We start from the raw sequence: 26,679 nt of genomic DNA on the forward strand, positions 1-26,679 counted from the left end.
CCGGTGTCGGGATGAGCGAAGTCAAGTCGCACGAATTCGACTCCTTCCTCCAGAAGTCCGTCGGGGTCTACCGGCTGTTCATTCTCTACGGGCCCGATCGCGGGCTCGTATCCGAGCGTGCGTCCGCACTCGCCGCGCGCTGCGGCGTGCCACTGGATGATCCCTTTTCCGTCCTGAAGCTCGATGTCAGCGAGCTGGCGCAATCGCCCGGCCGGCTGCTGGACGAGGTCAATTCCATCGGCCTGTTTGGCGGTGAGAAGCTCATCTGGGTGCGGGGAGCAGCCAACGAGAAGTCACTCGTCGACGCGATGCAGCTTTTGGCGGCCGAGCCGCCCTCAGGCAGCTCTGTGATCGTCGAGGCCGGTGACCTGAAGAAGGGTGCCGCCCTTCGCAAGATCGGCGAGACGGCCCGCTCTGTTGCCTGTATCGCCTGCTACAGTGATGACGTTCGCGGCCTGCAGGCCTTGATTGATAAGGAACTTGGCGACGAGAAGCTGGGAATCACGCCGGCCGCCCGTGCGCGCCTGGTGGACGCTCTCGGCGGCGACCGTCTGGCGTCACGCAACGAGCTGCGCAAGCTCGCCCTTTACTGCCGTGGGAAGACGGCCGTGGACGAGGAGGACGTGCTCGACATCGTCGGCGATGCCAGCGCCATTTCCGTCGATGACGCGGTCGATGCGGTGCTCAAGGGCGATCTCGATGGCCTGCTGCACGCGATGCAAAAGATCACGACCTCGAAGACCCCGGCGTTTCTGGTACTGCAGGCCTGTCTGCGACAGTTCCAGCAGCTCGACGTGATGCGCGCCGAAATGGACGCCAGTCGTCAACAGGCAGGGCAAGTGATTGCGACGCTCGGGCGTGGTCTGCATTTCCGACGCAAACCGATCGTCGAGGCCGCGCTGAAGCAATGGACGGCGCCGGCGATACGCCGTGAACTCAATCGCCTGCAGACAACCATCTTCCAAAGCCGCAGCCGCGCCAGCCTCGAAGAAAGCCTGGTCTTGCAGAACCTCATGGCGATCGCGGTGCAATCCGCACGGCGTTGATGCGTTCGGCCCAGGGGAATTCAGCCGGCTGAGGTCGCTTGCTTCCTTCATTTCCTAGCTGGAATTGCCTCTTTACACGCATGGATCCACGTCCTTGCAGGCGATCCCTTTGAATCTGGTCCATTCGCGCAGAAAGATTAGAGAAATCAATATATTAAGGCGCGCGCCCTTGTTTGCAGGGCGCGCCTCTCGATTGTTCTCACAATGCCGTTTGTAAGCGCTCAGCGGCGCTCGAGCAGCCGGCAGATTTCCTCAAGCTGATCGAGCGTCTTGTAAGCGATGCGAAGATGGCCGCCGGAAGCCTTGTGATTGACGGTCACCTCGAGGCCAAGGCTGTCCGACAGGGTGCGTTCAAGCGCCAGCGTGTCCGCATCCTTCTCGTCGCGGCGTGCCGTCTTGCCGAAATTCGGGTCGTTCTGTGCGCGGATATCGTTCTGGGCGATGCGCTCGGCATCACGCACCGAAAGCCCCTTGGAGACGATCGTGCGGGCCAGCGCCGCCGGATCCGACGTGGGAATCAGCGCGCGCGCATGCCCGGCAGACAGCGCGCCTTCCGACAGCATGTCGCGCACCGGTTCCGGCAATTTCAGCAGTCTCAGGCTGTTGGCGACGTGGCTGCGGCTCTTGCCGATAATTTCGCCGAGATCGTTCTGCGTATAACCGTGCTCGGCAATCAACTGCTCATAGCCGAGCGCCTCGTCGAGCGGGTTGAGATCCGAGCGCTGAACGTTTTCGACGATCGCGATCTCGAGCGCCGTGCGATCGTCAACGTCACGGATAATGACCGGAATCTCGGTGAATCCGGCTAACTGTGCCGCCCGCCAACGACGTTCGCCGGCGATGATCTCGTAGCGGTCGGCGCCGATCGTGCGAGCGACAACAGGCTGAACGATGCCGTGCTGACGAATCGAATTGGCGAGATCCTGAAGTTCGGCTTCGTCGAACTGCCGGCGCGGGTTGCGCGGGTTGCGCGACACGAACTCAATCGGCACACGCCGGTCCGGGTTGACCGGGGCAGGGGCGGAAGCACCTGCCTGCAGCGGTTGATCCATCTCGCCGATCAACGCGGCCAGTCCGCGACCAAGCCGTCTCTTCGAGCTATCGTCGTTCATATCGTCACCCGATTTAAATTACGCTACCGAAATGATTATGCAGCCTTGCGCTGGCGTTCACGCTGAATCACTTCCGATGCCAACTGCAGATAGGCCTGGCTTCCAGCGCATTTCAGATCATAGAGAATCGCAGGCTTGCCATAGGACGGCGCCTCGGAAACGCGAACATTGCGCGGAATGAGCGTGTGATAGACCTTGTCGCCAAGATGGGTCCGGACATCACTGACGACCTGCTGGGCGAGATTGTTGCGCGAGTCGAACATCGTCAGCACGATACCCTGTATATCCAGCGACGGATTCACCGATCGGCGAACCTGATCCACAGTTTCCAACAGCTGGCTGAGACCTTCCAGCGCGAAGAACTCGCACTGCAACGGCACCAGCACGGAATGCGCTGCGGCCATGGCATTCATCGTCAGGAGATTGAACGACGGCGGGCAATCGACGAGCACATAGGAGTACTCCATCGCCGCCGGGCTGACCAAAGCTTTGCGCAGGCGGAAGACCCGGTCCGGTTCCTGAGAAATCTCCATCTCGACGCCGAGAAGATCCATGGTCGAAGGCACAATCGAAAGATTCGGCACAGCGGTTTGCTGTGCTATCTCGTTGATCCCGTGCGAGCCCATCATCAGCTCATAGGATGAGAGGTTCCGATCGCGCCGCTGAATACCCAGACCGGTGCTGGCATTGCCTTGCGGATCGAGATCGACGATGAGGACTCGTTCGCCGATTGCCGCGAGAGCAGTCGCCAGATTGATGGCGGTCGTCGTTTTACCGACTCCACCTTTCTGATTTGCGATTGTGATGATCCGATTTCTTGCGCCAAACATGTTTCCGCTCGCCGATCACTGAACCTTGCGTGATAGATTTGCGATCTCGAGCACAACAGAGTCCGGCTCGACGACGCTTGGATGTTTTACCAGATCGAACTGATAGCGGCCAATGGCTTTGTCGATTTCGCGCTGGTAATCCCGCCCTTTGTGGAAATAGGCGACCGTTTTGCGCTCATCTGCCAGCAACCACGGCGCAGAGTAGTCGAGCAAGAGCGTCAAATCGGCCAAGGCCCGCGCCGAAACCGCGTCGGCGTGCGGAATCACCTTGCCGGCTTCTTCGATTCGAATCGGGTGAACGGAGCCACGCGCGCCCGTTTCGGCCAAGGCGACTCGCAAGAATGCGGCTTTCTTGTTGTTGCTTTCGACGAGATGCACCCAGCCGTCAGCGAACTCCGAGAGATAGATCGCCGTAATGATGCCCGGGAAGCCGCCGCCGCTTCCCAGATCAACCCAGGTCTTTGGCTCGGGCGACAACTGTACAAGCTGCAAGCTATCAACGATATGGCGGCGCCATAGATCCTCAATCGTCGAAGGCGCTACGAGATTGATCGACTTCGCCCACTTCTGAAAAAGGCGGGCAAAGTGCTCCAGGCGTTCATTCGTTTCACGTGAAACACGCAGTCCGTTCAACACATCGATTGGACTCGTTTTCATTGTGCACTTGCCTTTTCTTCGCGTTCTGCGCTTCCGTTTTGACGCTTCAGCCAGGCAAGGATCAGCGATGCGGCGGCGGGCGTCATGCCATCAACCTTCATCACCTGCGACAGATTGCGCGGGGCATGCTGCTTCAGCTTCTGCTTCAACTCATTGGACAATCCCGACAGCCTGTCAAAGTCAAAGCCTTCAGGGATCACCAGATTTTCCTCGCGGCGAATGCCTGCAATATCCGCCGCCTGCCTGTCCATATAGACCGCATAGGCGGCGTCAATTTCCAGCGCCTCGACGACCCGTGAACCAATCGACGACAGCTCCGGCCAGATCGGCACCAAGGCGGAAATCGATTGATCCAGATAGGAGAGGATTTCAAAGGCGGTGCGCCGCTGGCCATCCTGGTTCAGCTTCAGGCCATGACGATTGCCTTCGGCTGGCGTCACCGAGAGGCTCTTCAACAGTTGCCGTCCATCATCGAACTGTACTTGCCAGTCGGTAAAGCGGTCGCGGCGCGCATCTGAAATACAGCCGAGTTCCATCGCCAATGGCGTCAGTCGCGCATCGGCATTATCAGCGCGCAGCGACAAACGATACTCCGCTCGAGATGTAAACATGCGGTAAGGCTCGGTAATGCCGCGCGACGTCAGGTCGTCGATCATGACGCCGATATAGGAGTTGGTGCGGCTGAAGATCACCTCGGGCCGACCGGTCGCCAGCAGCGCCGCATTCAGGCCCGCGACCAGCCCCTGGGCGCCGGCTTCTTCGTAACCTGTCGTCCCGTTGATCTGCCCTGCCAGGAACAGGCCGGGCATCTTGCGCACCGCCAGCGTCGCGTTCAACTCGCGCGGATCCACATGGTCATACTCGATGGCATAGCCGGGCTGCAGGATCGCCACATTCTCCAATCCCGGAATTGTTCGAATGAACGCCTCCTGGATATCAGCCGGCAATGAGGTCGAGATCCCATTCGGATAGATGGTGTCATCGTCGAGGCCTTCCGGCTCCAAGAAGATCTGATGACCGTCGCGCTCGCCAAAACGCACGATCTTATCTTCGATCGACGGGCAATAGCGCGGACCGACGCCTTCGATCTGACCCGAATACATCGCGGACTTTCCGATATTGTCGGCGATGATCTTGTGGGTGGCCTCGGTCGTGCGCGTCACGCCGCAATCAATCTGACGGTTCAGAATGCGGTCGGTCATGAAGGAGAACGGTACAGGATCCTCGTCGGGACCTTGTCGGCCGACACTGTCCCAATCGATCGTGCGCCCATCCAGGCGTGCCGGCGTACCGGTCTTCAGACGTCCCAGCTTCAGACCATAGCGCAGCAGTGTCGCCGAAAGCCCAACAGAGGGTTCTTCACCAACGCGGCCAGCCGGGATCTTCTGGTCGCCGATATGGATCAGCCCCTTCAGAAAGGTGCCGGTCGTCAAAACCACGGACGTCGATGCAAACGTCCGGCTGTCCTTCATGACGACACCGCTGACCTTGCCATCGCTCTCGATCAAGTCGAAGGCGTCACCCTCAACCACCGTGAGGTTGGCAATGCCGCTTATTTCGCGCTGCATGGCTTCGCGATAAAGGCGCCGGTCGGCCTGCGTGCGCGGACCGCGGACAGCCGGGCCCTTGCGACGGTTGAGCAGGCGAAACTGAATCCCGCCGGCATCGGCGACCCGACCCATCAGACCATCCATGGCATCGATCTCGCGCACGAGATGGCCCTTGCCCAATCCACCAATCGCTGGATTGCAGGACATCACGCCGATGGTCGACGCCTTGTGCGTGATCAGTGCCGTGTTGGCGCCGAGACGTGCAGCCGCGGCAGCCGCCTCGCAACCGGCATGTCCACCGCCAATGACGATAACATCATACTGGGTCATTGCTCATATCTCCAAGCCAGCACACCTTTGCACCGGCACGAATCGTTTCACGTGAAACACAACGAAGGACTCGCAAACGTTGTATCGTTGTTTCCACAGACTATTTTCCGATACAGAATTCGGAAAATATCACATCCAAAAGGTTCTCGACATCCACCCGCCCGGTAATCCGTCCAATCGCGTCTCCGGCAAGACGAAGCTGCTCTGCTCGGATGTCCAGGCCGTAATGTTGCCCCGCCAAGCTCTCTTCGATTGCCCGAAGAGCCTGCCGGAGACTATCGACGTGACGGCGACGTGAAGGCAAGGCAAGGGACGTTCGACCGCTGAGGTCGGGGAGATGGGCGGCGATCTCATCCAGTAGGCGATCCATGCCTTCACCCGTCCGGGTCGAGATCAAAACATCGGCTTCATCAGGAGACCATTGCCGATCATCTCGATCTATCTTCGTTGCTACACGCAAGACGGCAGTGCCGTCAGATGTGATATCGGACAGAGAATCAAAGCCGCTCGCCGTCTCCGAAAGGAGGAGGATCAAATCTGCTCGCTCGATAACTTCTCGCGCGCGACGTATGCCCTCTTGCTCGACACGTTCCTCGGTTTCACGCAGACCGGCGGTGTCATAAAGCTTGACTGAGAATCCGGCTAATGAAAGATCCACCGAGAGCACGTCACGCGTTGTCCCGGCAATTTCCGTGACGATCGCGATATCTCTCTGCGCCAGTGCATTGAGCAAGCTGGACTTTCCGGCGTTCGGCTCACCGGCGATGACGATCTTCAGCCCATCACGGATGATCTCGGCAATCGGCGCATCGGCGATGTGTGCGGCGATCTCCTGTGCAAGCACGGACATGTCCTGCCAGATGCGTTCGCTCACCGAGCCCGGCACATCGTCCTCGTCAGCAAAGTCGAGTTCAGCTTCGATCATCGCCCGCGCATGCGTCAGGCGCTTCGCCCAGGCCGCGTAGACTTTTGATTGCCCGCCGCCGGAGTGTTCGATCGCCAGGCGGCGCTGCATTTCGGTCTCGGCAACGATCAGGTCAGCGAGACCCTCGACTTCCACCAGATCCAACTTGCCGTTCTGGAAGGCGCGCCGTGAAAACTCACCCGCTTCGGCGTGGCGCAGCCCTTCGAACTTCGAAAGCTCCTCGAGCAGGGCGTTCACCGCAGCGCGGCCGCCGTGGATTTGAAACTCGGCGCAGTCCTCGCCCGTGAAAGAGGCAGGACCAGGGAAATAGAGAACGAGGCCGCTATCGATCACGAAACCGTTGCGAGAGCGAATCGATTTGAGCGTCGCTATCCGCGGTGATGGGGCCTCGCCACACAATGCCTCAAGCACCGCTGCGGTGTGCTGGCCGCTGACACGCACAACCGCGACACCAGCGGGAAGGGCTCCGCTGGAAAGCGCATATATCGTGTGCATCGCTGTCATTGGCTCACCTGGAAAGACCGCCGAGACGGCAGGGCGCCTCGCTGGTCGAAACAATGGGGATCGTCGAAGTTCCAGACCGGATCGTTTTTTCTTCGCGGAGCGTGCTCACGCAGAATGGAAACGGCATCTCAAAGGGTCGGGGAGCTTATGCCGAAACGGCGCCGAAATATCAAGGTCCCGCCACGCTCATGTTTCACAGCGTCGGTGTGTTTCACGTGAATCAGCCGGAGCGATCACCTCTCCCAGATCCCGGAGAGAACGAGATTGTTGCGAAGCCGAATCAATGAGGAAGAAGAATCCGGATAAGGTTCTGGGAAAACAAAAGACCGGTCGACGATAGGTCGACCGGTCTTTGAAATCGGATATCGAACGGGTCTTACGTGTTCATCGAGTCGAAGAAATCGCCATTGTTCTTCGTCTGCTTGAGCTTGTCGATGAGGAACTCGATCGCGTCGGTCGTGCCCATCGGCGCCAGGATGCGGCGGAGCACGAAGATCTTCTGCAGATCCTGGCGCGGCACCAGCAGGTCCTCCTTACGCGTGCCGGACTTGAGAATGTCCATCGCCGGGAAGATGCGCTTGTCGGCGACCTTGCGGTCGAGCACGATTTCCGAGTTGCCGGTGCCCTTGAATTCTTCGAAGATGACTTCGTCCATGCGGCTGCCGGTATCGATCAGCGCGGTCGCGATAATCGTCAGCGAGCCACCCTCTTCGATGTTACGGGCGGCACCGAAGAAGCGCTTCGGACGCTGCAGCGCATTGGCGTCGACACCACCGGTCAGGACCTTGCCCGATGACGGAACAACCGTGTTGTAGGCGCGGCCGAGGCGGGTGATCGAGTCGAGCAGGATGACGACGTCGCGGCCGTGTTCGACAAGACGCTTCGCCTTTTCGATCACCATTTCGGCGACCTGGACGTGGCGCGTCGCCGGCTCGTCGAAGGTCGATGAAACGACTTCGCCCTTCACCGAGCGCTGCATGTCCGTCACTTCTTCCGGACGCTCGTCGATCAGAAGAACGATCAGATAGCATTCCGGATGATTGGCGGTGATCGAGTGCGCGATGTTCTGCAACAGAACCGTCTTGCCGGTGCGCGGCGGTGCGACGATCAGACCGCGCTGGCCTTTGCCGAGCGGCGCCACCAGATCGATGACGCGGGCGGAGAGATCTTTCGACGTCGGAACCTCGAGTTCCATCTTGAAGCGCTCGTTAGGATAGAGCGGCGTCAGGTTGTCGAAGTGAACCTTGTGACGGATCTTTTCCGGATCGTCGAAATTGATGGTGTTGACTTTGAGGAGAGCGAAGTAGCGCTCGCCTTCTTTCGGTCCGCGGATCGGGCCCTCGACCGTGTCGCCGGTCTTCAGCGAGAAGCGGCGGATCTGGGAAGGCGAGATGTAGATATCATCAGGGCCGGGAAGGTAGTTTGCATTCGCGGACCGGAGAAAGCCGAACCCATCCTGCAGCACTTCAACAACGCCTTCGCCGATGATTTCGATATCCTGAGCCGCGAGCATCTTGAGGATCGCGAACATCAGCTCCTGCTTGCGCATCGTGCTGGCGTTCTCCACCTCGAGCTCCTCGGCAAAGGCGAGCAGATCGGTCGGCGTCTTGTTCTTGAGTTCTTGTAGCTTCATTTCAGCCATGAAGGATCCATGTTTGGTATGGGTAGTGGAGAGATGGCGAGTATTCGTTGGGGAGCTGCGGCTGGAAGAGGCAGGCTCTTGTCTTTGTCACAAGCCATGAAGAGGAGATGGCAGAAAATAGCGATTCACGTGAAACCCTGCAAGGGGCTGTCGCAAATTAGAAACGACTATTGCAAATCACGAATCGATTAAATTCAGAACGGCTTCACCACGACCATGATCACGATGAGAATCATCAGCAGCGTCGGGGCCTCGTTCATCAGCCGCCAATAGCGCGCATCGTGCTTGTTTTCGTCACGCTGAAATTCGCGAACGCCACGGCTGAAGCGCATGTGGACTGCCGTCAAAAGCACCACGAACAGCAGCTTGGCGTGCAGCCACCCGCCGTGGAAGCCATAGACGCTCCAGGCGAGGTAGAGGCCGAGCACCCAGGAGATCATCATCGCCGGGTTCATGATCACCTTCAGCAGCCGCATCTCCATCATCTTGAAGGTTTCCGATTGCGCGGAGCCCGGCGCGGCGTCGGTGTGGTAGATGAAAAGGCGCGGCATGTAGAGCAGGGCTGCCATCCATGACATCACCGCGATGACATGCAACGCCTTGATCCAGAGATAGAAATCATCCGGCCGCCAGACGAAGAGACCGACGAGAAGCGCCACGAAAGCACCAAGCGCGATCGTTGCCCTGAGCCGCGCCCTGTTGCCGGGCGCTAAGTCGGTCTGCTTCTCGGCCATCATTGCGCTCCACGAACCCGCGCAACCAGCGCCGACACGTGATCCGGATCGGCCTGCGGCGTGATGCCATGGCCGAGATTGAAGATCAGCGGCCCATGGCCAAGCGCATCGAGAATACGATCGATGCCTTCCTCGAGCGCCATGCCGCCCGCCACGACCCGCATCGGATCGAGATTGCCCTGGACCGGCCCTTCCTTCTGCAGATCCTTCGCAAAGGAAAGCGGCACGGTCCAGTCAAGGCCGATGGCGTCGGCGCCCGTCGCCTGGCGATAAGTCTTCAACAACTGACCGGCGCCTTTTGCAAAGGCGATAATCTTTGCATGCGGCCGCTGCGCCCTGACCGAAGCGATCATGCGCTGCACCGGCTTGACCGCGTAACGGGCGAATTCCTCCTCGCCGAGAACGCCGGCCCAGGAATCGAAGATCTGCACGGCATCGGCGCCGGCATCGATCTGCCGCACGAGATAATCGGCCGAGACATCCGCCAGGAAGGACAGCAGATGATCGAAGGCTTCCGGGTTGCGGTAGGCGAAAAGGCGGGCAGGGGCCTGGTCCGGCGTCCCGTGTCCGGCGATCATATAGGTCGCAACCGTCCAGGGAGCGCCACAGAAACCGAGCAGGGTCGTTTCGACGGGAAGTTCAGCGCGCAACCGCGATACCGTCTCAAAGACAGGCTGGAGGTGCTCAGCGATGCCCTCCGGCTTCAGGCGCAAAATACCGTCGACATCGATCGGATCCATTCGTGGCCCGTGGCCTTCCTCGAAGCGCACATTGCGTTTCAGAGCATCGGGAATGACCAGGATATCGGAGAAGAGGATGGCAGCGTCGAAAGCGTATCGACGGATCGGCTGCAGCGTCACCTCGACTGCGAGATCGGGTGTGTAACAGAGATCGAGGAAGCTCCCGGCCGTAGCCCGTGTAGCCCTGTACTCCGGCAGGTAACGGCCTGCCTGGCGCATCAGCCAGATCGGAGGAGGAGACACCGTCTTCCCTGCCAAAACCTCCAGAACCTTTCTGCGCGTTTCGGTCACGGATCATCTCTCCCAATATAAAATCAAAGATATTTAGAAGGTTTCTATTTCTTAGAGTCGGTGGGTATCAAGGATTAAAACAAGCCACTGACTTGTCCACGGCTGTCGCTCGGGACAACGCGCGATGGGACAGTATCTGGGCAATCTGGAAAAACAGTGCAGAGAGACGAATAAAGGCATTTGGATTCAGTCGGTTAGCGGAACCACGGATTTGGTCACGCTTGTGGACAAGCGGTTGATACGCGTGACACTTTGTCATCGTCGCGAGTCTTTTCCACATTTGCCCCGAAACGGTTTCCGCGACAGCGCCAATTGTGAATAAGTCGGCAGTTTTCCACTTGCCTGGGTCGGCGCCCCGTCGTTAGCTGTCTTTCATCCCGGCTTATCAACAGCACCAGGAGAATTGCGTGGAGAACAAGAAAAACTACTTCCACCTTCACCTGATTTCGGACTCGACGGGCGAGACTCTGATTGCTGCCGGACGCGCCGCCGCCGCTCAGTTTCAGAGCTCGCATGCGCTGGAGCATGTCTATCCGTTGATCCGCAACCGCAAACAGTTGCTGCAGGTCCTCGACGCCATCGATGGTGCGCCCGGCATCGTGCTCTATACGATTGTCGACCGCGAACTCGCCGATGTCATCGATCGGCGTTGCCGCGAGATGGGTGTCCCTTGCGTCTCGGTGCTCGATCCGATCATCGACCTCTTCCAGTCCTATCTGGGATCGCCGTCGCGCCGCCGTTCGGGCGCCCAGCACGTGATGGATGCGGAGTATTTCGCCCGCATCGACGCGCTCAATTTCACGATGGACCATGACGACGGTCAGTTGCCCGCCGATTTCGACGAGGCGGATGTCGTTCTGGTCGGCATCAGCCGGACGTCGAAGACGCCGACCAGCATCTATCTCGCCAACCGCGGCATCAAGACGGTCAACATCCCGATCGTTCCGGGCGTGCCGCTACCCGAAAGATTGATGGAGGCGACGAAGCCGCTCGTCGTCGGCCTGATCGCCACGGCCGACCGTATCTCGCAGGTGCGCCAGCACCGGGTGCTCGGAACGACGCAGGGCTTTCACGGCGATCAATATACGGACAAGGCCTCGATTACCGAGGAACTGAAATATGCCCGGTCGCTTTGCGCCCGCAACAATTGGCCGGTCATCGACGTCACCCGCCGTTCGATCGAGGAAACCGCGGCGGCAATCGTTGCCCTGCGTCCGCGTCTGCGCTAGACCCGAATCGAACAATACGGGAACCTGCATGATGAATCTTTCGCTCGTCCTGGCCTCGGCAAGCCCGTTTCGACGTGCGCTCCTGGAAAATGCCGGCCTCGTTTTCGAGGCGAAGGCAGCCAAGATCGATGAACGTGCGCTGGAAAAGCCACTCGAAGAAGCCGGTGTGGCACCCGAAACTGTAGCGCTCGCGCTGGCGGAGGCAAAGGCGCGCGACGTCGCCGGCCATTTCGGCGACGCGTTGGTGATCGGCTCCGACCAGACCATGTCTCTGGAAGCACGGGTCTATCATAAGCCGAAGGACATGGCGGAAGCGGCTCAGCATTTGCTGTCTCTGTCCGGAAAGACCCATCGCCTGAACAGCGCCATCGTGCTTTTGCGCGGTGAAGAGGTTGTCTGGCGGCACGTTTCTTCCGCCCACATGACGGTGCGGCCGCTGACGGCAGGTTTCGTCGATCGCCACTTGCAGCGTGTTGGCGAAAAGGCGCTTTCGAGCGTCGGCGCCTATCAGCTGGAGGGCGAGGGGATCCAGCTGTTCGAAAAGATCGAAGGCGACTACTTCACCATCCTCGGTCTTCCGATGCTGCCGCTGCTCGCCAAACTTCGTGAACTGGGAACGATCGATGCGTGATTCACGTGAAACATTTGTTAACCACGCCTTCGTCACCGGCTATCCGATCAAGCACTCCCGGTCGCCTCTGATCCATGGTTATTGGCTGAATGAGCTCGGTCTACCCGGCAGCTATCGCGCGCACGAGGTCAGGCCGGAAGATTTTTCCGCTTTCATCGAAAGCCTCAAGGACGGAACGTCCGGCTTCTGTGGCGGCAATGTCACCATCCCGCACAAGGAGCTCGCCTGTCGCCTGGCGGATCGGCCGGATGAGCTGAGCCAGGAGCTCGGCGCCGCCAACACGCTTTGGCTCAGGGATGGAGAGGTGCACGCCACCAACACCGATGGCCGCGGCTTCGTTGCCAATCTCGATGAGCGGGCGGCTGGCTGGGACAAGACGTCGACCGCAGTCATCCTCGGCGCAGGCGGCGCCAGCCGTGCGATCATTCAGGCCGTCCGTGATCGCGGCATCAAGACGATCCACGTCATCAATCGGACGGTCGAGCGGGCGAAGGAACTCGCCGATCGTTTCGGTCCGGCGGTCGAAGCGCATCCGATGGGCGCGCTCAAAGACGTGATGGCGGGTGCCGGCCTGTTCATCAACACCACGTCACTAGGCATGGATGGCAGCGAAGCGCCCTCGCTCGATTTCGGCGTCATGGCTTCCAGCGCCGTCGTCACGGACATTGTCTATGTTCCCCTGAAGACGCCGATCCTTGCGCAGGCAGAGGCGCAAGGTTTTGCGATCGTCGACGGTTTGGGCATGCTCCTGCACCAGGCCGTGCCCGGCTTCGAGCTCTGGTTCGGCTGTCGGCCGACGGTCGACGCCACGCTTCGACAACGCATCATCGATGACATGGAAAGACACTGATGATTGTCCTTGGGCTCACGGGATCGATCGCCATGGGCAAGTCGACGACGGCCCAGATGTTCCGTGATTTCGGCGTTCCGGTGAACGATGCCGACGAGGTCGTGCACCAACTTTATCGCGGCGAGGCGGTTGCAGCGGTTGAAGCGGCTTTTCCCGGAACGACGAAAGACGGCGAGATTGACCGAGCCGAACTGTCGCGCCAGCTCATGGAGGCGCCGGGACGGCTGTCCGAACTCGAGGCGATCGTACATCCGCTCGTGCGCAAGAAGGAACAGGAATTCCTTGCAAAGTACGCGGCCACGGCTGCGCCTTTTGTCGTCCTGGATATCCCGCTGCTGTTTGAAACGGAAGCGGAAAAACGGGTCGACCGCGTCGTCGTGGTGACCTGCTCGGCCGAGCTCCAGCGCGAAAGGGCGCTGAAGCGCCCGGGAATGACAGAGGAAAAACTCGCAATGATCCTTGCGCGGCAGGTGCCGGACAGCGAAAAGCGTAAACGCGCCGACTACATCATCGATACCAGCGACAGTTTCGACGTCACCCGCGGCCAGGTGAAGGCCGTCGTCGACGAACTCGCAGCCAGAAACGGAGACGCGGATGCGTGAGATCATCTTCGATACGGAAACGACGGGCCTCGACAATCGCGAGGACCGGGTGATCGAAATCGGCGGTGTCGAACTCGAGAACCAGTTTCCGACCGGCCGCACGCTGCATATCTTCATCAATCCCGGCAGCCGCAAGGTTCATCCGGATGCGCTCGCCATCCACGGGATCAGCGACGACTTCCTGAAGGACAAGCCGCCCTTCGCCGATGTCGTCGATGAGATCCTAGATTTCTTCGGTGATGCGCGTTGGGTCGCCCACAACGCCACCTTCGACATGGGCTTCGTCAACGCCGAGTTCGCGCGTCTGGGACTGCCGCCGATCGCCATCGATCGGGTGACGGACACATTGGCGCTTGCTCGCCGCAAGCATCCGATGGGGCCGAACTCGCTCGATGCGCTTTGCCGTCGTTACGGCATCGACAATTCGCACCGCGCGAAACACGGCGCTCTTCTCGACTCCGAACTGCTCGCCGAAGTCTATATTGAGATGATCGGTGGTCGTCAGGCAGCGCTCGGCCTTGTCTCGACGAAATCGGCGGGGCAGTCGATCGAGCTCGATGATGTGCCGATCGTCATCGGCCAGCGTCCGCGTCCGCTGCCGAGCCGGCTGTCGGAGGACGAACTTGCGGCTCACGCTGCGCTGATTGCCAAGATCGGCTCCAAGGCGATCTGGGCAAAATACGATCCCCAGGAATAATCAGGCATCAAAAAAGCCCGGCGTGAGCCGGGCTTCATTGTTTCAGCGTTCTGATTTTCGATCAGTTCGCGGTTTCGTTCGAGTTCGAAACCTGAGCACGGACCTTTTCTTCTGCCATGCGCTGCGCGAACATCTGCGCGAAGTCGATCGGGTCGATCATCAGCGGCGGGAAGCCACCGTTGCGGGTCGCGTCGGCAACGATCTGGCGCGCGAACGGGAACAGCAGGCGCGGGCACTCGATGAAGAGCAGCGGCAGCATGTGCTCCTGCGGGAAGCCTGCAACGCGGAAGACGCCGCCATAGGCGAGCTCGACATTGAAGAGAACACGGTCGCCGTCCTTGGCTTCGGCGTTCAGTGACAGAACGACGTCGAAATCGTTCTCTGCGAGCGGATTGGCGTTGACATTGACGTTGATGTTGATCGACGGCGCCTTGTCACGAGCCTGCAGCGAACGCGGAGCGCCCGGGTTTTCGAAGGAAAGGTCCTTGATATACTGGGCGAGGATGTTCAGCGACGGGCTCTGCTGCGCGCTGCCGTTGCCGTTGGATGCGGTATCAGTCGTCATAAGGGTTCCTCGACATCAATTCGGTGAGGCCATCTAGCATTTCGGCCTAGGGCTTACAACCCTGCGGACCCGGCGCTTTCAGGCGGATGCGCGTACCTTTGCTCCAAAGCGCCAAGCCGAGATTATGCTCCGGAATGTGGGCGACAGAGTGCCGGATGCGCATTCCGCCAAACGCTCCTCGTCTAGGGGCGATCGCGGTCCCCACCTTGCGGCGGATCATCGTCGTCCTTCCGCGAAAATTCGCCTTCGTTAAGGTCGATGACGCGCGTCGAGGGTCGTGGCTGCCGCGGGTCGTCTTGTGGGTACCAGTTCGTCCCGGATGCCGCCGTCACGATCGTCATCCTCTTGCGCAGATAGGCCGCCACCGCGTTGCGGACAAAGGGCAGAAACAGGAGGAGACCGATCACGTCGCTGACGAAGCCCGGTACGACGAGCAGGATCGCCGCAACGAACAGCAAGGCGCCGCCGATCACCTCCCGGCCCGGGTCACTGCCGGTGCGAGTGGCATCCTGCATCCTGCGGATGACGGTAAATCCCTGGACTCGGAGCAGGATCACACCCACAAATGCGCTTGCAAGCACCAGAAGCAGCGTCATCCAAAGTCCGATCTCTCGGCCGACGACGACGAAACCGGCGATCTCGGCGAGCGGGAGCCCGAAGATGACAAGGGGAATAAGCAATGAGCGCATCAATCTGCCCGAAAATGAAACCTGGTGTTCTCTTAAATCGTCTCCGACTTAAGAGCAAAACATGCAGCAACTCTAAAGCGCCACAGCGACCTTTGTGCGTCTTAAAAGACGTTCGGTGCTGTAAGGGTGCGACATCGCCATTTGAATGATCTATTCTTGCGGACTATATGGAATAGCCACGAGAAATTCTAACAGCGGTTCCGGGTGGAAATGGGCTCTTTTGACTTTATCACGTTTTTTTTCCTGATCGCCGCGGTGGTCATCTTCCTGCAACTGCGCAGCGTTTTGGGCCGCCGGACAGGAAGCGAACGGCCGCCATTCGATCCCTATTCGCCGCGTGACATGAGCCAGGGGCCGGAAAACGGCGACAAGGGCAAGGTCGTGCAATTGCCGCGACGCGAGAGCGCGGAAGAAGAAGCGGGTCGTTACGAATCGATCGATGCCTTCGCCAAGGCTGGCACAACGTTGAACACCCAGCTTCGGGCGCTGAGCGACGCTGATCCGAGCTTCGATCCCAAGGAATTCGTCAACGGCGCCAAGATGGCCTACGAGATGATCGTCATGGCCTTTGCTGACGGTGACCGCAAGACGCTGAAGAACCTGTTGTCCCGCGAGGTCTATGAAGGCTTCGACGCGGCGATCACCGACCGCGAGCGCAAGGGCGAAGTCGTCAAGTCCACCTTCGTCGGCATTGACAAGGCCGACATCATTCACGCCGAAGTGAAGGACAGCGAAGAGAACATCACGGTCCGTATCGTCAGCCAGCTGATTTCGGCGACCTATGACAAGCAGGGTGGCCTGATCGACGGCGACGCCGAGTCGGTTGCCGAGGTCAACGATCTCTGGACCTTTGCGCGCGACATCCGTTCGCGGGATCCGAACTGGAAGCTGATCGCCACCGAATCCGAAAATTGAGCGGCCGTGGTGACGATGTCCTTTCGACTTGAACCCGTCAGTTTCGACGATCTTCCGGGCTGGCGGGACGACGACCCGACCAAGGTGATAGCGGCGATGCGCCGCTGTCAGAAGCATGTCTCGACCAAGCCCTATCGCACCGGGTCGATGGGGATCTCGGTCGATGATCTTATGCCGGCCTTTTCGGCTTCGTCAGCCGACGTCGACACAGCTGACGGCGCACGGGCTTTCTTCGAGAAGCACTTCGTACCGTTCCGGATCGAACCGGAAGCCGGTTCCGGCTTTGTCACCGCCTTCTACGAACCGGAAATTGAGGTTCGCGCCGAAGCGGACGAGACCTATCGCTATCCGCTCTACCGACGCCCTGCGGATCTGGTCGATATCGACGATACCAACCGGCCCGACGGGATGGATCCCTATTTCGCCTTTGGTCTTTCCGAGGATGGCCGGATCAGCGAGTATCCGGACAGGCGGGCAATCGAGCAGGGCTACCTTGCCGGCCGCGGCCTGGAGATCGCCTATGCGAAGTCCAAGGTCGAAGTTTTCTTCGTTCATGTCCAGGGTGCGGCGCGGCTCCTATTCCCGAATGGTTCGCGTCGCCGCGTGACTTATGCCGCCAAGACCGGCCACTATTTCTCAGCCGTCGGCAAGCTGCTGATCGAACGCGGCAAGATCGATGCCGCGACCGTGTCGATGATGAGCATTCGCGACTGGCTGGAGGCGCATCCGGACGACGTCGATGAGGTCCTCTGGCACAACCGGTCGTTTATCTTCTTCCGCGAGGCCGCGGTCGAGGACGAGCACCTGGGTCCGATCGCCGCTGCCAAGGTCTCGCTCGAGCCGGGACGTTCCTTGGCGGTGGATCGGCTGATCCATACCTTTGGTGTGCCCTTTTATATTGCGAGCGAGAGCCTGACACGCCTCGATGACGGAAAGCCCTTCCAGCGCCTGATGCTGGCTCTCGACACGGGGTCGGCGATCGTCGGTCCAGCGCGCGGTGACATCTTCACCGGTTCCGGCTTCGAGGCGGGCGAACGGGCCGGGGCAGTTCGTAATCCGGCCGACTTCTATGTTTTCGTTCCCAAGGCGGCCGCGGCACGATACGGCCATGCCTAAGAAAAAAGAGCTTTCGTCCGAAGATCGCATTCTCTGGGGCAAGGTTGCCCGCTCGACGAGACCGATGCCGGGTCGGCTCGACGACCTGATGGACATGTTGGCCGTAGACGAACAGCCAAAGACGCAGGAAGAACCGAAAGCCAAGCAGCAGCAGCAGAAATCGACCGGCGCCGTCGAACAGCCGGGTATCGCGCTGACGAAAAAGACGGGCGAGAAACTGCATCATCCGCTTGAGAAGCCGGTCAAGCGCAAGCTCGCCAAGGGGCGCCTGACACTCGAAGCCCGGATCGACCTGCATGGCATGATCCAGAGCGAAGCGCATGGTTTGCTGTTGCAGTTTCTCTTAAGGGCGCATGAGCGCGGGCTGCGCCATGTGCTCGTCATAACCGGCAAGGGCACCTCGTTCGGCAGCGACGGTGCTTTGAAGCGGGCGGTACCGCTCTGGTTCTCCTTGCCCGAGTTCCGGCCGCTGATCTCATCCTACGAGCAGGCCGCCCGCAACCATGGCGGCGAGGGTGCTCTCTATGTCCGCCTGGCGCGCGTGAGGGGAAGCGCGATATGACACCCTTCGGCGAGGCGCTGCGCGAACTCAGGCGCAGGAAGGGCGTGTCGCAGAAACAGATGGCAGTGGCGATCAACGTTTCGGCCGCCTATCTTTCAGCCCTCGAACACGGAAAGCGCGGCGCGCCGAGCTTCGATTTTCTCCAGCGCGTGGCCGGCTATTTCAATGTGATCTGGGATGAGGCAGAGGAATTGTTTCGTGTCGCCAACGTCTCCGCACCGAAAGTCGTGCTGGACACCTCGGGCCTGACGCCGGAGCACACGGCATTTGCCAACCGCCTCAGCGAACAAATCCGCGCTTTGTCGCCTGAGACGATCCGCGCCCTGGAAGATGTTTTGGAAAAAGCCACATTTCCTGATAATGACAGGGGATGAATGCCTGTTTCCGGCCGCTGCCCGGCGGTCCGGGATTTGGAACCGTGGACAAATTTTCTATAGTCCGCGAGGCGTCCGAGACGTGATTCGCAACGAATCACCCTGTCCGAACAACCTGGAAAGACCCGTAGCTGAATGACCGACAATCCTGAGACCGAAACCGGCGCCAGCGCCGAATATGGTGCCGATTCCATCAAGGTGCTGAAGGGCCTGGATGCCGTGCGCAAGCGGCCGGGCATGTATATCGGCGACACGGATGACGGTTCCGGTCTGCACCACATGGTGTACGAGGTCGTCGACAACGCGATCGACGAGGCGCTCGCCGGCCACGCGGATATCGTGACGGTGACGCTCAACCCGGAGGGCTCGGTGACGGTGACCGACAATGGCCGTGGCATCCCGACCGACATCCACAAGGAAGAAGGCGTCTCGGCAGCCGAGGTCATCATGACCCAGCTACACGCCGGCGGAAAATTCGACCAGAACTCCTACAAGGTTTCGGGCGGTCTGCACGGCGTCGGCGTCTCCGTCGTCAACGCCCTGTCGGTTTCATTGAAGCTGAAAATCCGGCGCGCCGGCAAAATTCACGAGATGAGCTTCACGCACGGCGTCGCCGATGGTGCTCTTGCCGTTACCGGCGACGCCGGCACGGAGACGGGCACCGAAGTCACCTTCATGCCGAGCGAGCAGACCTTCTCGAAGATCGAATTCGATTATGCGACGCTCGAACATCGCCTGCGCGAACTCGCCTTTCTGAATTCCGGCGTTCGCATCGTCTTGACCGACAAGCGTCATTCAGACATCCGCCGCGACGAGTTGATGTATGAAGGTGGGCTGGAGGCCTTTGTCGCCTATCTCGACCGGGCGAAGAAGCCGCTGGTGCACAAGCCCGTATCGATCCGCGGCGAAAAGGACGGCATCACCGTCGAAGTGGCGATGTGGTGGAACGACAGCTACCACGAAAACGTGCTCTGCTTTACCAACAACATCCCGCAGCGCGACGGCGGCACCCATATGGCGGGCTTCCGCGGCGCGCTGACGCGCCAGGTCACCTCCTACGCGGATTCCTCGGGCATCACCAAGAGGGAAAAGGTCACGCTCCAGGGCGAGGACTGCCGCGAAGGCCTGACGGCTGTTCTTTCGGTCAAGGTTCCAGATCCGAAGTTCTCATCGCAGACGAAGGACAAGCTGGTGTCTTCAGAAGTGCGCCCGGTTGTCGAAAGCCTCGTCAACGAAGCGCTCAGCACCTGGTTCGAAGAACATCCGAGCGAAGCCAAGATCCTCGTCGGCAAGGTGGTCGAAGCGGCTGCTGCCCGCGAAGCCGCCCGCAAGGCCCGCGAACTGACGCGCCGCAAGGGTGCGCTCGATATCTCGTCGCTGCCCGGAAAGCTTGCCGATTGCTCCGAGCGTGACCCGGCCAAGTCCGAAGTCTTCCTGGTGGAGGGTGACTCGGCAGGTGGCTCCGCCAAGCAGGGCCGCTCGCGCGAAAACCAGGCGATCCTGCCGCTGCGCGGCAAGATCCTCAATGTCGAGCGTGCGCGCTTCGACAAGATGCTGTCGAGTCAGGAAATCGGTACGCTGATCACCGCGCTCGGCACGTCGATCGGCAAGGACGAGTTCAACGCCGACAAGCTGCGCTATCACAAGATCATCATCATGACGGACGCCGACGTCGACGGCGCCCATATCCGCACCCTGCTGCTCACCTTCTTCTTCCGCCAGATGCCGGAATTGATCGAGCGCGGGCATCTCTATATCGCCCAGCCGCCGCTCTATAAGGTGACGCGTGGCAAGTCGGCTCAGTACCTCAAGAACGAGCAGGCACTGGAAGACTACCTGATCACGATGGGTCTGGAAGAAGCCACGCTGGAGCTGGAATCAGGCGAAGTGCGCGCCGGCCAGGATCTGCGCGAAGTCATCAATGATGCACTCCGCCTGCGCAATCTGATGAACGGGCTGCATTCGCGCTACAACCGCTCGATCGTTGAGCAGGCAGCGATTGCCGGCGCGCTGAATGTCGAGCTCAACGGCCAGCGTGATGCCTATGAGGCGGTCGCTGCGGAGGTTGCTCGTCGCCTCGACGTCATCGCCGAGGAAACCGAACGCGGCTGGAGCGGTGCGGTCACGGCAGAAGGCGGTCTTCGCCTCGAGCGCATGGTCCGCGGCGTCAAGGAAGTCGCGGTGCTCGATATGGCGCTGATCGGCTCGTCCGATGCCCGCTACATCGACCAGCTCACCGCGAAGCTCAAGGAAGTCTATGCTGCCCCGCCGGTCCTGCGGCGTCGCGACGGTACCCTGGAGATCAGCGGACCGCGTGCGCTTCTCGATGCGATCTTCGCGGCCGGTCGCAAGGGTCTCTCGATGCAGCGCTACAAGGGCCTCGGTGAAATGAATGCCGAGCAGCTCTGGGAAACGACGCTCGATCCGAACGTCCGCTCGCTGCTGCAGGTCCGCGTCACCGACGCCACCGATGCCGACGGCCTGTTTTCGCGCCTGATGGGCGACGAGGTCGAGCCGCGCCGCGACTTCATCCAGGAAAACGCACTGAGCGTCGCCAACCTCGACATCTGATCTTCTCGGATATCGTGACCACTTGGAATCCCGGTGCCTTGCGGCGCCGGGATTTTTCGTTATTCGCCCTTGAACTGGCCTTCGAAGGCGAACTCGCTGACCGGCTTGCGCTGGCTCGGGATTTCGCGTGCGCGCAGGTCGTCCGGTAGCGTCGAGGGGTCAGCCAGCCGTCCGATCGCCACGGCGGCCTCGACCCGGTGATGCTCGGGAACGTTCAGAACGCGCATCGCCTTGTCGCGGTCGATGCCGGCCATGCCATGGGTATGCCAGCCGCCAAGGGAAGCCTGCAGAGCGAGGCTGTACCAGGCCGAGCCCGTGTCGAAGGCGTGGTTATAGGCCGGCCGCATCTCGCCGTTCTGTGCCTGGTTGTGGGTTCTTGAAATAACGATCAGAAGCGCGGCAGCGTTCTTCGCCCAGCGCTGGTTGCCTTCATCGAGCGTGTCGAGCAGCACCGGAAAGTGCTCCGTTCCGCGACGGGCATAGACGAAGCGCCAGGGCTGTCGGTTGCTCGCAGACGGCGCCCATCGGGCCGCTTCGAAGAAGGAAAGCAGTTCGCGTTCCTCGATCTCCTCGTTGGTGAAAGCGCGGGGCGACCAGCGCTCCAGGAACATGGCATCGATGGGATAATCGGCTTTTCTGTTGTTGGTCGCCGTCATGGACATGCCTCTTCTATGTGTTCTCTATATCCTCGGCCGATCTTCGGTGCCTGATCTGTCACCTGCGCCTATGGCTCGATTCGTTTCGGACGCTACATGAGGACGGGTGTGGATGAAACCGGGTTGGACGCACGGGAACGCGAGCGCGTTCGGTACGCGAGGCGCGCCAGGAAAGTGCAGAAACGGTCGCGTGGGTCATTGCCGTTTCCAAGAAAAAAGTTGTATAAGTTCTGTAGACTTTGAGAGAGGACGGATCATGTCGTTTAAAGACCCATCATTGTTTCGCCAGGCAGCGCTCGTCGGCGGCGAGTGGATCGAGGCGGACGCGGCGAACGCGATCGAGGTGAACAACCCGGCGACCGGTGAGATCATCGGCCGGGTGCCGAAGCTTGGCGCCAAGGAAACCAAGGCGGCGATCGAGGCGGCGCGCGTGGCCCAGAAGGGCTGGGCGGCGCGCACGGCCAAGGATCGCGCCGGGATCTTGCGCAAGTGGTTCGAGCTGATGATCGAGAACAAGGAGGATCTCGGCCGCATCCTGACGCTCGAGCAGGGCAAGCCGCTTGCCGAAGCGACCGGCGAAATCGTCTACGGCGCAAGCTTCGTCGAGTGGTTCGCCGAAGAGGCGCGCCGCATCTATGGCGACCTCATCCCCGGCCATCAGCCCGACAAGCGCATCCTGGTGATGAAGCAGCCGATCGGCGTCGTCGCGGCAATCACGCCCTGGAACTTCCCCAATGCGATGATCACCCGCAAGGCCGGCCCGGCTTTCGCTGCAGGTTGCGCGATGGTGTTGAAGCCGGCGGCACAGACGCCGTTCTCGGCAATCGCGATCGCCATTCTCGCCGAACGCGCCGGCTTGCCGAAGGGCCTGTTCAGCGTCATCACCGGCTCGGCCCGCGAGATCGGTGCCGAGATGACCTCCAACCCCGTCGTGCGCAAGCTGACCTTCACCGGCTCGACCGAGGTCGGTGCCGAGCTCTATCGCCAGAGCGCCGCCACCATCAAGAAGCTCGGCCTCGAGCTTGGCGGCAATGCTCCCTTCATCGTCTTCGACGATGCCGATCTCGATGCGGCGGTTGAGGGCGCGCTGATCGCCAAGTTCCGCAACAACGGCCAGACCTGCGTCTGTGCTAACCGCATCTATGTGCAGGACAAGGTCTACGACGCCTTTTCCGACAAGCTCGCCAAGGCGGTCGCCAAGCTGAAGATCGGCAACGGCCTCGACGAGGGCGTGATCCTCGGGCCGCTGATCGACAAGGCGGCGCTGGAGAAGGTCGAGGAGCATATTGCCGACGCCACCTCCAAGGGTGCACGCGTGATCCAGGGCGGCAAGCGTCACACGCTCGGCGGCACCTTCTATGAGGCGACGGTTCTGGCCGATGTCACCCAGGCGATGGCGGTGGCGCGCGAAGAGACCTTTGGCCCGGTGGCGCCGCTCTTCCGCTTCGCCGATGAGGCGGATGTGGTCGAACAGGCAAACGACACTGAGTTCGGTCTTGCCTCCTACTTCTATGCCAAGGATTTGGCGCGGGTTTTTCGGGTGGCCGAAGCCCTGGAATACGGCATGGTCGGCGTCAACACCGGCCTGATCTCGACGGCGGAAGCGCCGTTCGGGGGCGTGAAACTCTCCGGTCTCGGCCGCGAGGGCTCGCGCTACGGCATCGAAGAGTTCACCGAGATCAAATACGTCTGCCTCGGCGGCGTGGCCTGAAACAGGCGAAAATCCGACTTGCAACAAACCGGCCAACGTTTTGGCCGGTTTTCTTTTGCCAGCAAGGCGTTAGTCTTCGCAGTCGAATCCATCGATGGCGTGAGATTGCCCCTCACCCTAGCCTCTCCCCGCAAGCGGGGCGAGGGGACTTGAGTCGGTGCGGCATCGTCCGTCCTCCTTTTTCCAGGACGAAGGTGCCGGCAGGCGGATGAGGGGCGAAGCTCGATCCCACGCTAAGTTTAAGGAGAGTCAGCATGCCGGCACCGAAGAACCCCTTTAAAGCGGCTCTGCGCGAAAACCGCTTCCAGCTCGGGCTGTGGGTGGCGCTCGCCAGCCCATACGCGGCGGAAGTGGTTTCCGGCAGCGGCTATGACTGGCTGCTGATCGACGGCGAGCATGCGCCGAATGACATTCCCTTGCTGTCGGCGCAGTTTCGCGCGGTCTCGGCATCGGCGAGCCACCCGATGGTTCGCCTGCCGGTCGGCGACACGGTGCTGATCAAGCAGATTCTCGACACCGGTGTGCAGACCCTGCTGATCCCGATGGTCGAGAGCCTGGCGCAGGCACAGCAGCTGGTGCGCGCCACCCGTTATCCGCCGCATGGCGTTCGCGGCGTCGGCGCCGCCCTCGGTCGGGCCTCGCAATTCGGCCGCATCGGCGACTATCTCCAGACCGCCGGTGATGAAATCTGCCTGATCCTGCAGATCGAGAGCCGCGCGGGTCTTGCTGCGATCGATGAGATTGCCGCGCTTGATGGCGTTGACGGCCTCTTTATCGGCCCTTCCGACCTGGCGGCCGACATGGGTTATCTCGGCAAGCCAGGTCATCCGGAGGTGCGCGCGGCAATCGCCGATGCGTTCGAGCGTATAAAGAAGGCCGGCAAGGCGAGGGGCATCATGACGCTCGATCTCGGTCAGGCACGCGACTACCGCGAGATGGGCGCCGATTTCATGGCGATCGGCACGGATGTCACGTCGCTCGTGCGCGCGACGACGGCGCTGCGCCAGGAGTTTCTCGGCGAGGTGGCGGTGGCACCAAAGAAGCAGGAATCCGGCTACTGATCCGAGATTGCCGTGAGCTCGGGCATTGCTACGCCCGGGCTCCAGAGCCGGAGGTCGCCGATCCGGCGCGCGATCTTTTCGCGGTGATGGTTGGCGATATCGCTTAGGCGATGATTGAGGAACGGGTTTCTGAAGCGCTCCAGCGTCGCAGTGACATAGTCCGTCGCTTCGCTTTGCAGGTCCTTCGCGGCGAAAGCGGGAATGACTTCGGATCGATAGATGCGGTCGAGATATGCTGCTACGCGGGCGTCGGCGAGCGTCTCCCGGACGGTCTCATGCGGGTTACGGCCCTCCCTCAGCCAGAGATCGGCCAGCACGGTGTGGCCGAGATTGAGGATGTGAAGCTTCAGCTTCTCGTAAGGCGTCAGGTCATCAACGAGCTTCACGGACGGATGAATGCACGGAAGGTGCAAGCCGGGCTGGTTTTCGATCGCCCAGAGCGCATAGGGTTCGGCAATCGCACCGGCGGGCTCCAGAGGCTCGGAGACGATGCGGTCGACCAATGTGTTTGCCCAGACGACACCTGTGTTCAGCCAGTTCGTGAAAGCGGTGTCTTTGGCCCGCTCCGCCGCGAGCCCCAGCATCAGCGCCTTCAGCACATCGCCGTTGCGTGACACGAGCTCGCAAGGAAGGATCGTCAGGGCGCGCCCACCCGCTTCAAAGCGGGCCTTCAGGAGCAGGAGCAGCTTGCCGGGAAAGGAACGGGGAATGTCCGTGACCAGGTCGTCGTCGGTGATCCGGTAACCCGTATCGCCGGTATTGGAGATCAGGATTTCCGCTTCCTGGGCAACAATCTCCCGGACCTCGCTCCAGTTTTCAGCGGTTGAAAGCGCCCGCGTCACGCTCGTCACCCGCTGCGTCGCGTCGATCCGCTCCCCGTCTTGGATGCCGCGGATGATGACGGGAAAGCCTTCGGGGCGCGCGAGCGCCGCAAGACGTCCGGAACGCTCGCTGGATCCGGTTGTCTGCACGATCGTGATCGGGCCTGGTGCCTTTCCCGCCTTCAGCGCGTCGCTGACGAAGAGATCGGCATGCGCTTGAAGAAAGCGGCTGGTTCCGAATTGCACGATCGGCGTCGGCATCTGTGGCTCCGGTAGCTGGCTATGGAATGGATTGAAGGAGAGTTTCGCGCGCGGACTGGAGATGCCGCCGGCAGGCCTGTTCGGCCTTTGCGGGATCATGCGAGCGCAACGCTTCGATATAGGCGAGGTGTTCTTCAAGCGCGCGGGCGTTGCGCTGGCGGGCATTCGTCTTGTTCCACTGGTAGTGATAGTGGAAGACGATCGCGATGATATCGTAGAAATCGACGATGAAGCGGTTGCTGGATGCCTTGTGCACTAGCAGGTGGAACTGCTCGTCTAACTCGGAAAACTCCCGGTAGCGGTTGTCGATATCGGCAAGCATTTCCCGGTGCAGGGTCTCGATTTCCCTGAGCTCCTCCCAGGCCGGGTGATCATCCGGAAGCGAGACGAAACGTGCGGCCGAGCGCAGCTCGAACATCTCGCGCACTTCCGTCAGCTCCAGCGCGAATTCACGCGTGAAGCCTTTCAGGATCCAGTGGCTGTTTGGCCGTTTTTCGATCAGGCCGAAGCGGCTGAAGCGGATCAGGAACTCGCGCACACTGGTCGTTCCGGTGCCGATCTCGCGCGCCAGTTCAAGCTCGTTGATCTGCATGCCGGGCTCGGCGCCGCCGGCGAGAATCCGGCGCATGAAACTGCGCTCGATGATTTCGGCGAGCGAATCGGTCTCTTCCGTTGGGAAGTAGTCGTCGGGGCGGGGCTGCCGCAGCACGTTCTTCTTGCGCTTGTCCCAGGCGATGAGCTGTGCTTCCTCGAAGCGACTGAGGATCGCGCGCACCGTCGTCCGGCTGACGCCGAGCACTTGCCCAAGTTCCGGCTCGGAGGGCAGCGAGGATGTTTCCGCCAGAAGCTTCAGGCAGCGGTTGTAGGCATCCTTGAAGACGGTGTTCTGTTTTGCCATGGCAAGATCCGGCCGGTTCGAAATTGTCTGCGCTTGGACGCTCCTCTATCGCGGCGATCCGGTTTTGTCTCCGTCTGTCGTCAACATCTGTTCCTCCCGTTCACCCGGT

At 60.7% G+C, this 26,679-nt stretch carries 26 protein-coding genes; 13 read left to right on the plus strand and 13 right to left on the minus strand.

The genetic code is table 11. The features are described from left to right. Nucleotides 1–11: 11 nt before the first annotated feature. Nucleotides 12–1,046, plus strand: coding sequence for a DNA polymerase III subunit delta (holA, locus tag IB265_RS22065; RefSeq protein ID WP_057252013.1), 1,035 nt, complete (start codon nucleotides 12–14; stop codon nucleotides 1,044–1,046). Between the two features lie 221 nt (nucleotides 1,047–1,267). On the opposite strand, the gene IB265_RS22070 is transcribed toward holA, so the two are convergent. The 8 genes from IB265_RS22070 to hemE form a co-directional block, all read right to left on the minus strand. After that, nucleotides 1,268–2,158: a ParB/RepB/Spo0J family partition protein gene (locus IB265_RS22070; protein ID WP_057252014.1), complete on the minus strand. Its 891-nt coding sequence runs from the start codon at nucleotides 2,156–2,158 to the stop codon at nucleotides 1,268–1,270. A gap of 35 nt (nucleotides 2,159–2,193) precedes the next feature. Then, nucleotides 2,194–2,988: a ParA family protein gene (locus tag IB265_RS22075; protein WP_057252015.1), complete on the minus strand. Its 795-nt coding sequence runs from the start codon at nucleotides 2,986–2,988 to the stop codon at nucleotides 2,194–2,196. A gap of 15 nt (nucleotides 2,989–3,003) precedes the next feature. Further along, complete coding sequence (gene rsmG / locus IB265_RS22080) at nucleotides 3,004–3,645, minus strand: 16S rRNA (guanine(527)-N(7))-methyltransferase RsmG (RefSeq protein WP_058321626.1); 642 nt, start codon at nucleotides 3,643–3,645, stop codon at nucleotides 3,004–3,006. Then, nucleotides 3,642–5,525: a tRNA uridine-5-carboxymethylaminomethyl(34) synthesis enzyme MnmG gene (gene mnmG / locus IB265_RS22085; RefSeq protein WP_192495167.1), complete on the minus strand. Its 1,884-nt coding sequence runs from the start codon at nucleotides 5,523–5,525 to the stop codon at nucleotides 3,642–3,644. Before mnmG ends, rsmG begins: the two co-directional genes overlap by 4 nt. 100 nt (nucleotides 5,526–5,625) lie before the next feature. Beyond that, the gene (mnmE, locus tag IB265_RS22090) at nucleotides 5,626–6,954 is read right to left on the minus strand and encodes a tRNA uridine-5-carboxymethylaminomethyl(34) synthesis GTPase MnmE (protein ID WP_057252018.1); all 1,329 of its coding nucleotides are present in this window, start codon (nucleotides 6,952–6,954) and stop codon (nucleotides 5,626–5,628) included. Between the two features lie 376 nt (nucleotides 6,955–7,330). Next, the gene (gene rho, locus IB265_RS22095) at nucleotides 7,331–8,596 is read right to left on the minus strand and encodes a transcription termination factor Rho (protein ID WP_093233478.1); all 1,266 of its coding nucleotides are present in this window, start codon (nucleotides 8,594–8,596) and stop codon (nucleotides 7,331–7,333) included. A 194-nt stretch (nucleotides 8,597–8,790) separates the two neighbouring features. Then, nucleotides 8,791–9,333, minus strand: a complete 543-nt coding sequence (hemJ, locus tag IB265_RS22100; RefSeq protein WP_057252019.1) for a protoporphyrinogen oxidase HemJ — start codon at nucleotides 9,331–9,333, stop codon at nucleotides 8,791–8,793. Continuing rightward, entirely contained in the window at nucleotides 9,330–10,361 is a 1,032-nt protein-coding gene (hemE, locus tag IB265_RS22105; RefSeq protein ID WP_057252020.1) for a uroporphyrinogen decarboxylase, read from the minus strand. Before hemE ends, hemJ begins: the two co-directional genes overlap by 4 nt. 407 nt (nucleotides 10,362–10,768) lie before the next feature. On the opposite strand from hemE, the gene IB265_RS22110 reads away from it, so the two are divergent. The 5 genes from IB265_RS22110 to dnaQ are packed head-to-tail and all read left to right on the plus strand — an operon-like array spanning nucleotide 10,769 to nucleotide 14,370. Beyond that, nucleotides 10,769–11,590, plus strand: a complete 822-nt coding sequence (locus IB265_RS22110; protein ID WP_057252021.1) for a pyruvate, water dikinase regulatory protein — start codon at nucleotides 10,769–10,771, stop codon at nucleotides 11,588–11,590. 31 nt (nucleotides 11,591–11,621) lie between these two features. Next, nucleotides 11,622–12,221 (plus strand): Maf-like protein, encoded by a 600-nt coding sequence (locus IB265_RS22115; protein ID WP_057252123.1) that lies wholly within the window; start codon nucleotides 11,622–11,624, stop codon nucleotides 12,219–12,221. Further along, entirely contained in the window at nucleotides 12,214–13,071 is an 858-nt protein-coding gene (locus tag IB265_RS22120) for a shikimate dehydrogenase (protein WP_057252022.1), read from the plus strand. Before IB265_RS22115 ends, IB265_RS22120 begins: the two co-directional genes overlap by 8 nt. Further along, the gene (gene coaE, locus IB265_RS22125) at nucleotides 13,071–13,673 is read left to right on the plus strand and encodes a dephospho-CoA kinase (protein ID WP_057252023.1); all 603 of its coding nucleotides are present in this window, start codon (nucleotides 13,071–13,073) and stop codon (nucleotides 13,671–13,673) included. Before IB265_RS22120 ends, coaE begins: the two co-directional genes overlap by 1 nt. Further along, the gene (gene dnaQ / locus IB265_RS22130; protein WP_057252024.1) at nucleotides 13,666–14,370 is read left to right on the plus strand and encodes a DNA polymerase III subunit epsilon; all 705 of its coding nucleotides are present in this window, start codon (nucleotides 13,666–13,668) and stop codon (nucleotides 14,368–14,370) included. The genes coaE and dnaQ overlap by 8 nt, the downstream gene beginning before the upstream one ends. Nucleotides 14,371–14,431: 61 nt before the next feature. Here dnaQ and secB read toward each other — a convergent pair whose 3' ends face one another. Then, nucleotides 14,432–14,935, minus strand: coding sequence for a protein-export chaperone SecB (gene secB, locus IB265_RS22135; RefSeq protein WP_057252025.1), 504 nt, complete (start codon nucleotides 14,933–14,935; stop codon nucleotides 14,432–14,434). A 182-nt stretch (nucleotides 14,936–15,117) separates the two neighbouring features. After that, a complete protein-coding gene (locus IB265_RS22140; protein ID WP_192495168.1) occupies nucleotides 15,118–15,624 on the minus strand; it encodes an FxsA family protein in 507 nt (168 codons plus the stop codon). A 210-nt stretch (nucleotides 15,625–15,834) separates the two neighbouring features. Here IB265_RS22140 and IB265_RS22145 point away from each other — a divergent pair, with 210 nt between their 5' ends. The 5 genes from IB265_RS22145 (at nucleotide 15,835) to gyrB (ending at nucleotide 21,162) form a co-directional block, all read left to right on the plus strand. Further along, nucleotides 15,835–16,539 (plus strand): Tim44/TimA family putative adaptor protein, encoded by a 705-nt coding sequence (locus tag IB265_RS22145; RefSeq protein WP_057252027.1) that lies wholly within the window; start codon nucleotides 15,835–15,837, stop codon nucleotides 16,537–16,539. A gap of 15 nt (nucleotides 16,540–16,554) precedes the next feature. Beyond that, nucleotides 16,555–17,655 carry a murein transglycosylase A gene (locus IB265_RS22150; RefSeq protein WP_057252028.1) on the plus strand — a complete coding sequence of 367 codons (1,101 nt, stop codon included), beginning with the start codon at nucleotides 16,555–16,557 and terminating at the stop codon, nucleotides 17,653–17,655. Continuing rightward, entirely contained in the window at nucleotides 17,648–18,217 is a 570-nt protein-coding gene (locus IB265_RS22155) for a Smr/MutS family protein (protein WP_057252029.1), read from the plus strand. The genes IB265_RS22150 and IB265_RS22155 overlap by 8 nt, the downstream gene beginning before the upstream one ends. Continuing rightward, nucleotides 18,214–18,591, plus strand: coding sequence for a helix-turn-helix domain-containing protein (locus tag IB265_RS22160; protein ID WP_057252030.1), 378 nt, complete (start codon nucleotides 18,214–18,216; stop codon nucleotides 18,589–18,591). Before IB265_RS22155 ends, IB265_RS22160 begins: the two co-directional genes overlap by 4 nt. Before the next feature lie 135 nt (nucleotides 18,592–18,726). After that, on the plus strand, nucleotides 18,727–21,162 hold the full coding sequence (gene gyrB / locus IB265_RS22165; RefSeq protein WP_057252031.1) for a DNA topoisomerase (ATP-hydrolyzing) subunit B: 2,436 nt from the start codon (nucleotides 18,727–18,729) through the stop codon (nucleotides 21,160–21,162). Nucleotides 21,163–21,221: 59 nt separating this feature from the next. Here the strand turns inward: gyrB and IB265_RS22170 are convergent, their stop codons facing one another. After that, on the minus strand, nucleotides 21,222–21,818 hold the full coding sequence (locus IB265_RS22170; protein WP_057252124.1) for a nitroreductase family protein: 597 nt from the start codon (nucleotides 21,816–21,818) through the stop codon (nucleotides 21,222–21,224). Nucleotides 21,819–22,074: 256 nt separating this feature from the next. On the opposite strand from IB265_RS22170, the gene gabD reads away from it, so the two are divergent. After that, complete coding sequence (gene gabD, locus IB265_RS22175; protein ID WP_057252032.1) at nucleotides 22,075–23,529, plus strand: NADP-dependent succinate-semialdehyde dehydrogenase; 1,455 nt, start codon at nucleotides 22,075–22,077, stop codon at nucleotides 23,527–23,529. Between the two features lie 254 nt (nucleotides 23,530–23,783). Beyond that, entirely contained in the window at nucleotides 23,784–24,590 is an 807-nt protein-coding gene (locus tag IB265_RS22180; RefSeq protein ID WP_057252033.1) for an aldolase/citrate lyase family protein, read from the plus strand. On the opposite strand, the gene IB265_RS22185 is transcribed toward IB265_RS22180, so the two are convergent. Next, nucleotides 24,584–25,672, minus strand: coding sequence for a mannitol dehydrogenase family protein (locus tag IB265_RS22185; protein ID WP_192495169.1), 1,089 nt, complete (start codon nucleotides 25,670–25,672; stop codon nucleotides 24,584–24,586). The two genes, IB265_RS22180 and IB265_RS22185, sit on opposite strands and share 7 nt — an antisense overlap. A gap of 19 nt (nucleotides 25,673–25,691) precedes the next feature. Beyond that, entirely contained in the window at nucleotides 25,692–26,570 is an 879-nt protein-coding gene (locus tag IB265_RS22190) for a GntR family transcriptional regulator (protein WP_057252035.1), read from the minus strand. Nucleotides 26,571–26,679 lie beyond the last annotated feature (109 nt).

Source organism: Ensifer sp. ENS10, assembly GCF_014852025.1.
Taxonomy (GTDB): Bacteria; Pseudomonadota; Alphaproteobacteria; order Rhizobiales; family Rhizobiaceae; genus Ensifer.